This window comes from Pseudomonas sp. 7-41 (genome assembly GCF_021233075.1).
GTDB lineage: Bacteria > Pseudomonadota > Gammaproteobacteria > Pseudomonadales > Pseudomonadaceae > Aquipseudomonas > Aquipseudomonas veronii.
Genome location: NZ_CP089551.1, coordinates 3,455,436 through 3,470,774 on the forward strand (window position 1 = coordinate 3,455,436; position 15,339 = coordinate 3,470,774).

The window sequence follows — 15,339 nt, forward strand, 5'->3', positions numbered from 1 at the left end:
CTATTCGGAGAGTCCGATGCAGCTCAAATGTGAACAGGCCAGCCTTTTATTGCTCGCCAATGCCAAACCACTGGACCTTCATTGCGTGGTCGTCACCCTGGGTCTGCTGGTGGACGCTGAAGATCAGGTAATGGCCGCTGGGGAAACTTGGGCCTGGTTAACCGAGCGACTTGGCAAGCAGATGCTTGATCGGGGTTTAAAGAAAAGTCGAGGCACATTTGCCGTACAAGGTAAGGCTTATCCGTTGACCGATGTGCAACGGGGTGGCATGGCGGTGCGGGTGCGTCTGGGAGATATGGAAAAAACATTGCATGTACTCGCGCCGCGGCAATGGCGCAAAGGACCTCTGGGTTGGACGTCCGTTGTGAGCGGTCAACTGGATAACCTGCCGTTGGACTTTGAAAGCGCTTATGGCGGTAATAAGTGGCCAGATAATCCGACAGGCAAAGGCCATTATCCCGAGGTGGACGCCGCGCAAGGAATGCCGTTGGCACAACTGGAAGTGGCGAATGCCACAGTTGTTGACCCCGATGATCGGCCAGCCCTGGCGAGTTTTTTGCCATTGCCAGTACAAAGCGCTGAACGCCGCCAGTATATGGGCACCCTTGACGAGCATTGGACTGCTTATCGCGCCCCATTCTTACCTACGGATACTGATGCGCGCTGGTTCGATGAAGTGGCGCAGGACCAATGCAACGCCGGTTTTTGGCGTGGCGACGAAGCCTGGTCGATCTCAGGCATGCACCCTACCGAGGCCAGGGTCGCCGGGCGATTGCCGGGCCTGCGGCCACGGCTGTTTATTGAGCGTGCGGATAAGCGTGTACCCGTTACCGAAATGTCGATGGACCTGGATACGGTATGGCTGTTCCCTGATGCGCAAAGTGCTCTTCTGCTGTACCGCGTCGAAGTACCGGTACTCGATATAGATGCGCAAGATATCGTCAAATTGGCTATGGCCCTCGAGCGAGCGGGTGATCCCGTGCTGGACGCGCAAGTCTGGATTGAGCGGCTTTGGCCACGCCCTCCCGTCGAGCCGGTCAAGGTTGCGCCTGTCGAACCAACCCCGTTCGACTCCGGGCCGATAATCGCCAGTTTGCAGGCCGTTGCGGATGCGCAATATGCAGCGTTAAGCGCAACTCATGAGCAGTGCATGCAATACGCTCAGATGATGGCGACTCGCATGAACCTGCCTTTCAACCCCACCGATTACCCACCACCAGCGAAAACGGACTTTACGGTTCTGATGCGCGAACCGATGCACCCCCTCAAGCCCTTTGACCCCGAGGCATTGGCGCTGGAAATTGATTCGGAAATCGCCAAGGCTAAGGCCCAAGGCATGGAGTATGCCCAGCAGATGATGACCCGGCTGGGCATAGATGCAGAGCAAGCGTTGGCGCGTGCTAAACAGCCAGCACCGAAGGTCGATATCATGGACATGCTTGAGCGCCTGGAGCTGCCTCCAGACCAGCAGGCGCAAGCCAAGGAAAAACTGACTGCCGCCATAGCAGAGTCTCAAGCCGTGGAAGCTGAGATAGACCGTGTTTTAAGCGCCATGAACAAAGCGCTGGCGGCTGATCGAATCCAATTCGCCTCCATTCTCCCGCTTCCTGAATACTGCAGTCTGACCCGTGAGCGGCTGCTGGCATTGCACGCGGCAGGTAAGACGCTGCAAGACCTCAGTTTGGAGAGCCTTGATCTTTGCGAAATCGATCTGAGCAGCGCTGACCTGAGAAATACCACTTTTATGAGCTGCAAGCTCAATGGCACTCGACTGCAGAACGCCGATCTGAGCCACTGTCAGTTCATCGACTGCGACTTGGGTGCTTCGGATCTGAGCAAGGCGCGCTTGCAGGACGCAATGTTTCATAGGGTTCTATGCCAAGGCGCTTCGTTCTGCGGCACCAGCTTGATCGATATCCGCGCTCAGAACTGTGATTTCTCCGCTGCTGATTTCACCGAAGCCAACCTGCAACAAGCCCAACTCAACGAATGCAGCCTCGACAAGGCTCAACTGAGCAACGCCAATCTAAGCAAACTACGCCTCAATAAATGCGACCTGAGCGGCGCACGACTCACCGACAGCAACCTGCACAAAGCCAAGCTCTACGACTGCACACTGGACGCGACGGACATGCGCCGCGCCAACCTCAGCAAAGCCGATTTCGCCAAGGTGGTGGGCCGCGACCTGGACTTGCGCGAGTGCAACCTGCAGAACCTGCGCCTGGCCGCTCACTGCGTTTTGCCGGGTGTGCGCCTGGACGATGCCGACCTGACCGCTGCCAGTTTTCAAGACGCCGATCTGAATCACGCCAGCCTGCGCGGCGCACGGCTTAACGACGCGCTGCTGAGCGGTTGCGACCTGAGTGATTCCGACGGTGTCGGGCTGGTCGCGCAAGGTGTCTACCTGTCGGGATGTGACTTGAGTCGCGCTGATTGGTCTGGCGCCAACCTGCTTAACGGCCGCTTGCGCAAGGTATGTCTGGAGCAGGCCAACCTCAGTGGCAGCAACTTGCATGGCTTGGCCAGTGACGCTGTGCACGGCAGCGGTGTGCGCCTGGAGCAGGCATTGATGACGCGCTGCCGACTCAAGGAGAGCCTGACTCATGCTTGAGGTATTAAGTGCCGAGCGTCTAAGGGCATTGCTGGCTGATTGGCAGCCCTTGCGCGCGTTGAATCTGGCCGGTGGCGACTATCGCGGTGTCGATTTGAGCAACGCGCGGCTGGAACAAGTGGATGCGCGTGGTGCGCAATTCAATGGCGCCATGCTGACCCAAAGCCACTGGAAAGACTGCCGCCTGGACGGCGCCGATTTTTCCGACAGCACCGCGGACTCGTTGTACATGAACGGGTGTTCATTGCAGGGCGCATTGTTCACGAATGTGCGTTGGAACAAGACCAGCTGGGCGCAATGCCACGGCGAGGATCTGGATCTGTCGGGCGCGCAGCTACAGGCGTTTACACTCGCGGAGTGCCGCGTACCGCGTATCAGGCTGGCAGCCGCCCAGTTGAGCAAATCCCAATGGAACCGCTGCGATCTGACGGGCCTTGATGCCCAGTCGGCGCATTTTGCGAAGGCACGGTTGATCGATTGCCAACTCGATCAGGCGCGCTTCGGTCTGGCGTCGTTGCAGCAGTGTGCCTTCGACGAATCGTCGTTGAGCGGGGCCGATTTTCATGCCGTGCAGGCCGAGGGCGCGTCGTTCTACCGTAGCAAGGGAACCGCGCCGATGTTTGCCGGTGCCCATCTCAAGGGCGCTCTGTTCAATGCCAGCCATTTTGACTCGGTCGATTTCAGTGATGCCGTTCTGGAGATGGCCATCCTGATCGACGCCCAGATGCCAGGCGCGCGCTTTGACCGCGCCCTGTTGCGTTATGCCGACTGCACCGCGTTGCTTGCGCCACGCGCCTCGTTCGCCGCCGCCGACGTGACCGGCATGAATGCCCATGCCGCTGATTTCAACCAGGCCGACTGGCAGCAGAGCAACCCCCAGGCCATCCAGCCCGTAGATACCGAACGCCTCGCCGCCGAGCAATGGCAGCCTGCCTCTTTAGGAAAATCGAGATGAATGAAGCCCCGCAGTACTGCGATGCCGCTGCTCAATTGCGTCATGCACAGGTCAACGCACTGGATGGCGAGCGTTTCGGCGTGGTCAGCAACGATGGCCGCCGCTATTGGCTAAAACCCGCATTCGGTTGCCTGGTGCGTCCGGCAGTGGGGGACAAGGTGTTGGTCAGCCTGGACGCGCAAGGCGGTTACATCCTTAGCGTGCTGGAACGCGCCATCGCTCAACCGGCGCGTATGCATCTGGAGGGTGACCTGCATTTGAGCCTGCCCGCCGGCGCGCTGAGCATTCAGGCCCGCGACGGTGTGAGCCTTGATGCCGGTCTCGCATTACGGGTGTGCGCCGAGCAGGGCAGTGTGCAGATGCAGCGTGCCCATCTGACTGTCGGCACCCTGGCCATGAGTGGCGAGCATCTTCAGAACCACTGGGTCGAGCGCCACGACAGCAGCGTTTATCACCGCGAAAAGGCCGTGCGCCACGAGGCGGATTTTGCTGACAGCCGCCGTCGCGTCGAAGGCCATGAAGAACTTTATTCCGGCTCCTTGCGCCAGCGTGTGCGCGATGACTGGAGCGTGCAGGCCGACACGCTGGACCTGAATGCACAACGTAGCGTTGCCATTGATGGCGACAGCATCAAGCTGGGGTGAGATCGATTATGTATATGCTCAATAACGGCGGTGCGATGGCGCTGTCCACGGTGCCCGATATCTGCAAGACGCCCGTTCCGCCCGCCGGGCCAGTGCCATTGCCTTATCCCAACACTGCCGATACCAGTGCCGCGGACCCGGGTGGGTTGGTGATGGACGTGCTGGTGGACGGCATGCCAGCGATGAATATGTCGAGCAAGGTGTTGATGACCAGTGGCGATGAAGCTGGGGTGGCCGGTGGCGTCACCAGCGGCAAGGTCAAGGGTGAAATGATCTTCATCGATGGCAGCACCAAAGTGATGGTCGCCGGTAAGCCCGCCGTGCGTGTCACCTGCCAGACCATGCACAACGCCAATAACACCATGGGGACGGTTTCGCAGCCGAGCCAGACCGCTGTGCTGGTGATGGCGTGAGCAGCGCGGGGCGTGCGCCCTCCATCAAGTTTTCCATGGGCGGACTGGCCCTGTGCATCCTGCTCGCCGCCTGCAGCAGCCAGGACCTCACCCCCGAGCAAAAGGCCCTCACTGCGCTCAAATGGGACTACACCGAAAACGCCATCGAGCTGAGCTTCACCGCCGATAACGACCTCAATCAGTACGACGGCCAGGCGCATAACCTGTTGGTGGTGGTCACGCAGTTCGATCAGATCAGTGCGTTTTCCGCCTACACCGGCAGTTCCCAGCAACTGAGCAGCCTGCTGCTGATGAACAGTGCGCCGCCTGGGATGATCGGGCTGACGCGGCTGTTTATCGAGCCGGGCCAGACCCGCCAGTTGAGCCTGCCGCGACTGGAGGGCGCGAAGATGGTCGGTATCGCCGCCGGTTACGCGCACCTGGACCCGACGCGCAGCGTCAAGCTCTATCAGATCGGCGTCGACGTGACGTCGACAGGGTTTTTCAGCAAGACCTGGACCGCCACACCGCGCCCCATCGCCATTGACCTGCTCGTCGGGCCCGATGCGCTGTTGCGTGGCAAGGAGAGTCGCCTGGCGTTGCCCAAGCCGGTGCAGCCCCGAGAGGGTGAGGTGCGCCTGCCCGGCGCACAGGACTGAGCTGCTTGCCGTGAGCGTTGCAGTGGCCACGCTTTTTCAATTTTTTGCCTGAAACCGAGCCCTATGAATATCGATCAGTTGTTGTATTGGCACCAGGGCTTGTTCCTCCAGCCTCAGCATTTTCAACAGAACGATGCGCGTATCGAGCATCGTCTGACCCGGACCACAGAGTTGAACCATCCGTACCCGTGGGGTTTGATCTCGCTGAAGATCAACGAGCCCGCGCTGGTTGCCAAACAGTGCCTGCTGGAGCAATTGTCGGTGCGCTTTGCCGAAGGCACGCTGGCCGAATATCCGGGCAATGCGATGCTGGAGTCGCGCACCCTTGACCTCGGCGAATTCAGTGGCGGCCGCACGCTGTTTGTGGGGCTACGCCGCTTGCTGCCGGGGGACGCCAACGCGCAGGTGTTCGAGACGTTGTCTGCCGGGTCCCGGGCGGAAGCGCGCTTTATCGTGGCGGCCGATCCGGAAGTGATCGGTGACCGTCTCGGCGACTCCCCGGAAGCGCGGGTGCGGCCCATGTCCTATGTGTTGCGGCTGTTCTGGGACGATGAGCTGGAGCATCTGAGCGCCTACGAGCTGCTGCCGATTGCACGGCTTGAGCTGGACGGTGATCGCCTCCGGCCGGCCCAACGCTACGTGCCGCCGTCGGTCAATCTGGCGGCATCGCCGATGCTCCTGCAAACCTTGCGCGAAGTCCGCGACGAACTGGTCGGCCGGGCGCGGCAGTTGTCGGTGTACAAGCAGCCGGGGGAGTCGCGGCGGGGCGATCTCGACGCGGCCCAGGTCAACCACCTGATGGCCCTGGCGGTACTGAATCGCTATGGCCCGTTGCTGACGCATTTGCTGGAAACCCCGCAGGTGTCGCCATGGCAGCTTTACGGCACCCTGCGCCAACTTGTTGGTGAGTTGAGTCTGTTTTCCGATGTCTGCGACATGCTCGGCGAAACCCCGGATGGCCGTCTGTTGGTGCCGGCCTACAAGCATGAGGACGCGGGCGCGGCGACGATCGCACTGGTGGCCCTGATCGGCCAGCAGCTCAATGAGATCAGCATCGGCTCAGAGTTGCTGGTCCACCTGCAACTGCAGGACGGGTTTTATCAGGCTCCATTGCCGGACGCGTTTTTCGGCGCGCGGCATCGTTACTATCTGGTGGCGCGCAGTCTGGTCGATCCGGTGTGGCTGGCCGAGTGCCTGCCGTTGGATGGCAAGCTGGGAGCTCTCAGCGTCATGCAAGGCCTGGTCAACCGCGCGTTGCCCGGGGTTGAGTTGATCTATCTGCAGGTTCCGCCCCAGGGCTTGCCGCGGGTGGCCGGCGCGTTGTACTTCCGCCTGGAAACGCTGAGCGAGGGTTGGGAAACGCTGCAGCAGGAGCGTCAGGCGGCGTTCTTCCTGCCCCAGCCGCCGGCTGACCTGAGTATCGACCTGGTGGTGGTTCGCACATGATCAATCCCCGCCTGGCTGACTGCTGGATGTCGAGTTTCGAGGCTGCCAAGCGCGGCTTCGTTGATCCGGCACAGTCCTATGAGACGCTTGCGCCGGCGCTCATCGTGCAGCTCGATGGCGCCGCCAATCGGGCCCGCGAGCTGCACTTTGCCGAAGCCGAAGTGCGCGAGGCGCTGTTCGCGGTGGTCGCCTGGATCGACGAAGCGGCCATGTCCGGCGAATGGCCCGGGGCGGCCGAATGGCGGCGGGCGCCGTTGCAGCGCCACTATTTTTCCACCAGTCGGGCCGGTGTCGAGTTCTTCCAACGCCTGGAGGCTTTGCCCGAGGCGGCGGTCGGTGCCCGCGAGGTCTTCGGCCTGGCCTTGCTCGGCGGTTTCCAGGGGCGTTACGCGACCCGCCCGGGTGGTGAACTGATGCAATACCGTCGGCTTTGCCTGGAGCGGATCATTCTCGATCGGCAGATGGTGCCGCTGGACGCCAACAGCCATCTCTTCGAACAACCCGAGGACCACCTGCCAACGCGCCTGCGTGTGGTGCGCCGGGGCTTGCCCGGTCTTTCGCTGCTGTTGCTGATCGGGGTGCCGTTGATTCTGTTGACCGTGCTTTACATCAGTTTCGATCTCTCGCTGGGTCGACAAGTCAGCCAATTGCTGGAGATGCGCTGATGTTGAAGAAAGCAGGGGTGTTGTTGCTCTGGGTGCTGCTGCTGGCGTGCATCGTGCTATTGCTCTGGGGCCTGGCGCTCTACAAAAGCTGGCCATTGTGGTACGTGCCGCTGATTTGCATCGTTACGCTGTTGGTGGTTTTTTGCCTGCGCGGGGTAGGGCGACGCTGGTACGCCTGGCGCTTGCGTCGCCGGATGAACAGCGAGTTGCCCCAGAGTCGTCGCGATGAAGCGCCGGCGCTTGATCAGGACTGGAACAGCGGCGTGCAGATGTTGCGCCAGTCGCGCCTGAGTCGATTGGGTTCACCGTTGTATGTGCTGCCTTGGTTCCTGACGCTGGGCGAGAGTGGCAGCGGCACCCGGCGGTTGCTGGGCAATAGCGGGCTGACCTCGGCCTTGCGTTCGACCCGCGGTGGAAAGCCGGCGGCCTCGACTGGCACTCTGGATTGGTGGTTCCTTGAGCGTGGCGTGATCATTGACCCCGCCGGCCGCATGGCGGAGGGCAACAGCGACGCCGGCCCGGAATGGCGACGGTTGCTGTACTGGCTGTTGCGTTCGCGGCGCCGCGAACCCCTCAACGGTGTACTGCTGGTGATCGACTGCCAGCGCTTGTTGAGCGACTCCGATGCGCGCCTGGCCGAGCAGGGACACAATCTGCGCCGCCGCCTGGATGATCTGGTGAAGGTCTTTGGTGCCCGTCTGCCGGTGTATTTCATTATTACCGGTGCCGAAGCCTTGCCGGGTTTCACCCAGTGGGCTTGCGCTCTCACGCCGCCACAACGCGAGCAACCGTTTGGCCTGCTCAGCCAACAGCGCACGGGGGCGGCGCAGGTGTTTCTCGAAGAGATGTTCAGCGGGCTTGGCCAGCGTCTGTTCGACCTGCGCATCGAGTTGGGCGTGCGTGGCCTGCCGGATGAAGAGGCTTTCAGCCTGCCGGAGCGCATCGTTGAACTGCGCTCGCGTCTCCAGCATCTGCTGTTACCCGCGTTTGACGCCAACCCCTACAGCGAGTTGCCGCTGCTCTGCGGGCTGTTCCTGACCGCGCAAGGGCAAGAGGCAGACGGCACAAGCGAAGGCTGGTTCAGTCATGAATTGCTGGGCAGGCTTTTGCCTGCGCAACGCCACGCCTATCAACCCATCGATAGCTGGCATCGCTGGCGCAGGCTGTTGGCCCACGCCGCAGTCATCGGCTGGCTGGGGCTGTGTATCGGCTTTGGCGCATTGCTGGTGTATGCCGACCACCACACTCAAGCCGTGCTCACCGACGCGCTGGACGAGCCGCCAGCGGCCGAGGACTTCAACGGTGGGCTGGAGAGCGATCTGGATGCGCTGCGTCGGTTTCGCCAAGCGTTGATCAGCTTATCTGACCAGCAGCAGGGCGGATGGCATGGTTTGCTGCCGTTCTCACGCCATATCGAACAGGTCCAGGAGCACTACCGCTCTGACTACGTGAGGTTGTTCGACAGCGAAATACGCACGCCGGTATTCGATGGTTTCATTTCGCAGAACCTGCGCGGCGCGTTGAACAGCGGCGATCCACGGCTGATTGCCGCGTATGCCGAATTCCTCGTGCGCCGGATCAACCTGCTCGATGCCCGCCTGAATAACCAGTCGATGGATAACTTGCCGCTGCCGGGTTCCGAGGTAGGTTTCCTGAACCTGACCTACGGTTCCAAGGAAGCGACCAGCGCCGGGCAACTGGTCACCCTGGGGAGCAGCTATCGCTCCTATCTGGAGTGGCAAACCGATATGGCGCAGATGCAGGGCCAACGCGCCGCCTTGCTGGGCCAACTGGAGAGCATGGGGCTTGAAGGACGCCCCCTGACGTGGCTGAAAGCCTGGGCGGAACTGCAGGGCAATCTGCAACCGATCCGGCTGACGGAATACTGGAGCGATAGCGATAACCCGGGGTTGAGTCTTTCCGGTGCCTATACGTTGCAAGGGCACAGCGCGATTTTTGCGTTCATGGATGAACTCGGCCTCGCCAGCCGTGACAGCGCGTTGTGGAAGACACAGCGGGTGAAATTCCTCGATCAGTACCAAAGCGATACCCAGGACGCCTGGTATCGGTTTATCCAGGGCAGCCTGCTCAGTGCACAGACACGCTTGAAGACGCGCAGTGACTGGCAATTGGCCCTGAGTGTGGTCGGTACGCCCAATGATCCGTTCCTGAAGCTGTTGCATCGCAGTGCCGAACGGTTTGCCTTGATCCCGCCCGAGCAGCGGGCACCTTGGGCGAGCCGCGCGGTGTCGCTCGATCGTTTGCTTGAACTGGCCAGTAACAACGATCTGCATGCCGAAGCGGGGGCGCTGGGCAGTCTGAAAATCACCAATGCCCTGGGCGGCGATATGCTCAAGGGCGTGGCCAGTGGCGGTTCGATCGAGAGTGGCGTCAACGGCTTGCGCGACGAGTTGACCCAAGCCCGTGCCTTGGCCAGGTTCCAGCAGTTGATGAAAGGTGTGGTGGCCGATCTGCAGAAAAGCGATGCACAAGCGTTCCAGGTGGCCGTGGAGACGTGGGGCTTCGGCGCCGATCCTTCGGTGAAGTCCGCACCGCTCTGGGAAGCCGACAGCGTGCGCAGCGCCTTGATCCAGGCGCTGAAGGGACCGGACCCGCGTGAAGATGCGGTCTGGGCGTTGGCCACCGGCCAGTTGGATTTCTCCTCGCATTACGCCGCCGAAGTGGCGGCCTGCCGCCTGCAAGGCGACTGGAGCGGGCAGTTGCTCAGCTCGATTCAGGGCGTGCAGGACCCGGTCATGCTCAACGAGTTGCTGTACGGCGAGCGCGGTCAACTGCCGGCCTTTATGAGCGGAGCGGTAAAAACCTTCGTGCAACGCGATGTGCTGCGCTACAGCGGACGGGAGGCGCTGGGTGTGCAAATTCCGCTGACCGGTGCGTTCTACGCCTATGTCAGCCGCATGCAGCATGCGCGCAACGATCTGCTCGGTGCCGAGCGACAGAGTCAGGCCCAGCAGGCCACGGAGCAGCAAAGCCGACAGGCACTGGAAGCCGAGCAAAAAGGCCTTGTGGCGCAACGGGCGGAGCTCAAGCAGAGCATCGCCATACTGCAGGCCACCGCGGCGGTGGTGGAATTGTCCGCCGCGCCGTCGCAGGTCAACCTCGGTGCCCGTTCGCTGCCCCAGCAGACGCGCCTGACGCTGCAATGCAGTGGCCGTTCGACGGTACTGGACAACTTCAACTTCCCCACCAGCGCCAGCTTCGTCTGGGCGCCGGGGGCCTGTGCCGATGTCGCCCTGGAGATCAGCTTCGCCAACTTCAAGCTGACCCGGCACTGGACCGGAGACCGCGCGTTCGTGGACTTCCTGCGGCTGTTCAACGGTGGGCAACACACCTTCAGCGCCGACGATTTCCCCGGCCAGCGCAATTTGATGGGCAGTGAGAATCTCATCGGCATCCAACTGACGTACCGCCAGGAAGGCGAACAGGTGTTGCTGGACAAGTACGACCAGGCCGACCAAATGCAGCGCGAGGCCAATCTCATCGATGCACGCTTGAGTGCCACCGCCGAACAGTTGGCAGCGATGGATACCCAGGCCGCCGCGACGAATGTGCGACTGGCTGCCCTCGGTTCACCGGTCGAACAGGGGGTCGCGAGTATTCAACCGCCGACCCAGATTGCCTGGTGCTGGACGCCCCGGCCCGTGGTAACGGGGCTGTCGGCAGGTGAAGGGCTGCGCTTGGATCTTGGCACCTATGGCAACGAGACGCGCTTGAAGAACCTTGAGGAGCAGCTGCGTATCCTCGGCTTGACCAGCCGGCGCGAAGCCACGCAGGCGATAACGGGTGACAAGGTGACGCGGTTGCTGGTGGTGGCGCTGCGTGACGACGCGGCTGCGCAACGGGCGATCCGCGATATTGTGCGCAAAATGGGCGTGGCCGCCACGCTCGACAGTGCCGCCGCCAGTAAGGTCGACCTGTGATGAAGGGGTGGCGCGCGTCATTGGCGCTGCGCATTACCTGTGTGTTGGCGCTGGTGCTGGCGTTGAGTTGGTGCGTAGCCGCCGGGCTTAGCGCCTGGCGTACGTATGAACAGCTGCAAGGCAAGGCGCTGGACGATCTCAGCCAGCGCCTGGCGCTGCTCTCCAGTGTCGACAATGACGATTTTCGCGATGCGGAGGAGGGCGCCAGACGACTCATGTCACGCTGGAACGGCGGCGCGGTAAACGAGTTCGGCAGCAATATTTTCCAGCGCAGCACCCTGCATTGGGTGCTCAACCCGCCCGGGCAGGGCGCCACGGACACTGCCGCCGCCACTGAGCGGTTGGCCCGCGCCGCTTCCGCAGCCGAAGCATTCGGCACGGCCGGCCAGGCGATGACCGTCGATACGTTTTTCTATTTTCCCGACGCGGGGGCGGCTTTTTCCACGCAAGTCGATATTCCTTCGGGCTTCGCCCAGGCCCGGGCGACCCATTTGCGGGCGCTGTTCGAGGGGCTGCCGGCAGATGGGCCCGAGGTTGTGTGGGACGGCCCCTATTACGAGCCGTTGCTGGGCCGCCAGTTGATCAGTGTTGCGATGGTCGCCCGGGATGCATCGGGCAAGCCATTGTTCATGACCGGCTATGAACTGAAGCTGGATGAGCGATTGGCCCGTATCGGGCAGTTGCTCAATGGCTATCCCAGCCTGTTGCTGGATGCACAGGGTCAGCGCATTGCCGACCTTTCCGGCAATACGCTGGAGGCGGTTTCCCACGACAGGCTCAAGCAACTGATCGCGGATTTGCCTGCCGCAGTCGGCTTCCCGCAGATCGGCCGCTTCGACGCCGACACGCCGATGATCGTCGCTCACCTGCCACAACCGGATTGGTATCTGTTGACGCTGTATCCGCAAGCGCAACTGCGCGCCGGCGCGTTGGGCCTGATTCTTGCCGAGGTACCTTTTGCGATTGTCGGCTTTATCCTGCTGGCCCTTGGTTTGCTCTGGGTGTTGCATCGCGAATTGGCGCAGCCGCTGGCCCGTTTTGCGCGGGAAATCGAAGAGACCGCTCGCGGCGACGACCTGTCGCGTCGTTTGCCAGAGGCACGCATCGATGAACTGGGACGCTTCGCCAGGGCGTACAACCGCTTGCTCGATGCATTGCAGGCCGAGCAGGCCGGGCTGGAGCACCTGGTGGAGGTCCGCACCCAGGAACTACAGGGCGCCCGGGATATGGCCAACCAGGCCAACCAACTCAAGGGGCAGTTCCTGGCCAATATGAGTCACGAGATCCGTACCCCGATGAACGCGGTCATCGGCATGAATCACTTGCTGGCGGATACGTTGCTCACGGCGCAACAACAACATTTTGTCACGGCCATCCGTGAGCACTCCGAAGCCTTGCTGGCGCTGATCAGCGACATCCTGGACTTTTCCAAAATCGAATCGGGCAACTTGAATATCGAGCAGGTCGAGTTCGATCTGACCGAAGTGCTGGAAGATGTCACCGAACTGTTGGCGCCGCGCGCAGCGGAAAAGGGCCTGCGCATGATCTGCCATATCGCCACCGATGTACCGGGGCAGGTGATCGGCGATCCGTGGCGACTGCGGCAGATTCTGCTCAATCTGCTGAGTAACGCGGTCAAGTTCACGGCCAGCGGCTCGATTCGCCTGCTGGTCTGGCGGGGGGATGGCGACCTGCTCGGATTTCAGGTGATCGATACCGGCATCGGTATCGCGCCATCCGCACAGCGCTCGGTGTTTGAGGCGTTTTTGCAGGCCGATGCCTCCACCACCCGAAACTACGGCGGTACCGGGTTGGGCTTGTCCATCAGCCAGCGTCTGGCCGGCTTGATGGGCGGCGGTATCGCGTTGCACAGCCAACCGGAAGTGGGTTCGACCTTTGCACTGACCTTGCCCTTGCCGCAGTGTCCGGCGCGCGCGGCCGACGCCCCGAGGTTGTGGGGGCTGCGGACCCTGGTGGTGGATGAGCACGCCGATGAACGCGGGGCATTGATGGAGATGCTCGGCCAGTGGCAGATGCTGTGCCAGGAAGCGGCGTCTGCCGAAGAAGCACTGAGCCTGATGCACGAGCAGGCGCAATTGGGTGTCCGGTTCGACTTGGTATTGGTCAATTGGCGCCTGCCCAGGGTCGATGGTGTCGAGTTCGCCGACCTGTGTCGTGCAGCCCCGGCGTTGGCAACCGCGCGTATCGTGCTGATGGCCTCGCAGGTCGAATCACTGCCGTCCGCCGATGAACTGCGCGCCCATGGCCTGGCTGCGTGCGTTGTCAGGCCACTGCGTCGCCAGCATTTCTATCGCACCTTGTGCGAGGTGCAGAGCGGCGCAACGCCGACGCTCTGCGAAACAGCCTCGCCGCTGCGCAGCCTGGAGCGGCATGACGTCAGCCTGGATGTCCTGGTGGTTGATGACATCGCCACCAATCGCGAGATTACGCAGTTGTTCCTGGAGCGTTTCGGCCATCGCGTCGCTCATGCCCGCGACGGTGTCGAGGCCCTGGAAATACTCGGGCGGAAGATCTTCGATGCGGTCCTGATGGACGGGCAAATGCCGCGAATGGATGGCATGGAGGCGGTTCGTCAATTGCGTTCGGGGCAGCGCCCAGTGCTGGATGAGGATGTTTACGTCATCGCCTTGACCGCCAATGCCATGAGCGGTGACCGGGAACGTTTCATCGAAGCCGGCGCCAATGACTATCTCGCCAAGCCCGTGCTACCGACGCAGCTGTTCGATGCGATCACGCAGGTGATTGCGCGCCAGCAGGCACGCGGGATGGAGTTGCGCAGCGTAGAGCCCACTGCACCGAGACTGGCGCGGACCGTGCCGCCGCTGACGCCTCTCCAGGAACAAGATCCACTCCGCGCACCTCGTCTGCAGCGCTTGTTCATGGCGGACTGCCAGGCCTTGCTGGTTCGGCTCAAGGAGGCGGTCGCGCAGGTCGATCATGCCGAAGCTGCGCGTATCGCCCATAGCCTCAAGGGGAGTGCCGGGCAGTTCGCTGAAGCAGCGTTGGAGGCGTCGGCTGCGCTGATGGAGCGGGCCGCCGCTGACGCGGATACCGCCACGATGGTCGCTGCGCTGTTGCAACTGGAAATGCATGGTCTGACCCTGGCTGCGCGTCAGCCCGGCCTCTCTGAAAAAACTGGAAACCCTGACGATGCCTGAGTGCCGTTTACTGCTGGTGGATGACCACGCGATGATTCGCGAAGGGTTATGTGCGCTGCTGGCCGATGTGCCTGAGCTGAGCGTGGCTGGCGAGGCCGAAGACGGTCAGCAAGCCGTCGCCATGTGCCGTGCCTTGCAACCCGATCTGGTGTTGATGGACCTGAATATGCCGTTGCTCGATGGCGTCTCGGCCCTGACCCTGATCGCCAGGCGCTGGCCGGCCATCCTGATCATCGCCCTGACTTCCACGGTCTCCGAGCATAACGCCGCGCTGGCGCTGGAGGCCGGCGCGGTCGGCTATGTGCTCAAGCGAAGCCGCCGCGAAGATTTGCTCCAGGCGATCGCCCAGGTGCGCGCGGGGAGAATCTATATCGATGCCGGTCTCGATGCGGCTCAAGTCATGGCACTACGCGGCGCTGGGCACACGGCCAGCGGTGTCGGCCTGACCGGGCGAGAACGCCAGGTCTTGAAGCTGGTCGCCGAAGGCGCGCGTAATCGCGACGTTGCCGAGATCTTGTGTATCGGCCTCAAAACCGTAGAGACCCATCGGCTCAACCTGATGAAGAAACTGGACGCACACAACGCTGCCGATATGACCCAGTGGGCTTATCGGCTAGGTCTGCTTGGAGAGGATCAATAACCGGCGTTGTGCTCTTGCTCAGTGGTCGCGGGCCGATGGGGTAGGGTGGGGCAGGCCTGCGAAGGGGCAGGGCGTTGATCACCAGGCCCAGCGTATTGCGCGGAAGGCGGGTGATCGCATTATTCGGTTATGCGCTAGTCTCCTGTCTAATCCTGAACGACACTTTGAAGGTTGCATTGATCAGATGGCGAGTTGCCAATGCAGCTT

The 15,339-nt window shown here is 61.9% G+C and carries 10 protein-coding genes; all 10 read left to right on the plus strand.

Annotation, left to right across the window (positions count from 1 at the left end):
- The first annotated feature begins 16 nt into the window (after window positions 1–16).
- Window positions 17–2,611 (plus strand): DUF2169 family type VI secretion system accessory protein, encoded by a 2,595-nt coding sequence (locus tag LQ249_RS15395; protein WP_232565581.1) that lies wholly within the window; start codon window positions 17–19, stop codon window positions 2,609–2,611.
- Window positions 2,604–3,566 (plus strand): pentapeptide repeat-containing protein, encoded by a 963-nt coding sequence (locus LQ249_RS15400; RefSeq protein WP_232565582.1) that lies wholly within the window; start codon window positions 2,604–2,606, stop codon window positions 3,564–3,566. Before LQ249_RS15395 ends, LQ249_RS15400 begins: the two co-directional genes overlap by 8 nt.
- The gene (locus LQ249_RS15405) at window positions 3,563–4,210 is read left to right on the plus strand and encodes a DUF3540 domain-containing protein (protein WP_126588384.1); all 648 of its coding nucleotides are present in this window, start codon (window positions 3,563–3,565) and stop codon (window positions 4,208–4,210) included. Before LQ249_RS15400 ends, LQ249_RS15405 begins: the two co-directional genes overlap by 4 nt.
- Window positions 4,211–4,218: 8 nt before the next feature.
- Window positions 4,219–4,623, plus strand: a complete 405-nt coding sequence (locus tag LQ249_RS15410; protein WP_046383449.1) for a DUF4150 domain-containing protein — start codon at window positions 4,219–4,221, stop codon at window positions 4,621–4,623.
- Window positions 4,620–5,261, plus strand: a complete 642-nt coding sequence (gene tssJ, locus LQ249_RS15415; RefSeq protein WP_017849109.1) for a type VI secretion system lipoprotein TssJ — start codon at window positions 4,620–4,622, stop codon at window positions 5,259–5,261. Before LQ249_RS15410 ends, tssJ begins: the two co-directional genes overlap by 4 nt.
- 63 nt (window positions 5,262–5,324) lie before the next feature.
- Window positions 5,325–6,707, plus strand: coding sequence for a type VI secretion system baseplate subunit TssK (tssK, locus tag LQ249_RS15420; RefSeq protein WP_046489506.1), 1,383 nt, complete (start codon window positions 5,325–5,327; stop codon window positions 6,705–6,707).
- Window positions 6,704–7,372 (plus strand): DotU family type IV/VI secretion system protein, encoded by a 669-nt coding sequence (locus LQ249_RS15425; RefSeq protein WP_046383451.1) that lies wholly within the window; start codon window positions 6,704–6,706, stop codon window positions 7,370–7,372. Before tssK ends, LQ249_RS15425 begins: the two co-directional genes overlap by 4 nt.
- Entirely contained in the window at window positions 7,372–11,313 is a 3,942-nt protein-coding gene (locus tag LQ249_RS15430) for a type VI secretion protein IcmF/TssM N-terminal domain-containing protein (RefSeq protein ID WP_232565583.1), read from the plus strand. Before LQ249_RS15425 ends, LQ249_RS15430 begins: the two co-directional genes overlap by 1 nt.
- Window positions 11,313–14,492 carry a response regulator gene (locus LQ249_RS15435; protein WP_232565584.1) on the plus strand — a complete coding sequence of 1,060 codons (3,180 nt, stop codon included), beginning with the start codon at window positions 11,313–11,315 and terminating at the stop codon, window positions 14,490–14,492. Before LQ249_RS15430 ends, LQ249_RS15435 begins: the two co-directional genes overlap by 1 nt.
- Window positions 14,485–15,132, plus strand: a complete 648-nt coding sequence (locus LQ249_RS15440; protein ID WP_057004124.1) for a response regulator — start codon at window positions 14,485–14,487, stop codon at window positions 15,130–15,132. The genes LQ249_RS15435 and LQ249_RS15440 overlap by 8 nt, the downstream gene beginning before the upstream one ends.
- Window positions 15,133–15,339 lie beyond the last annotated feature (207 nt).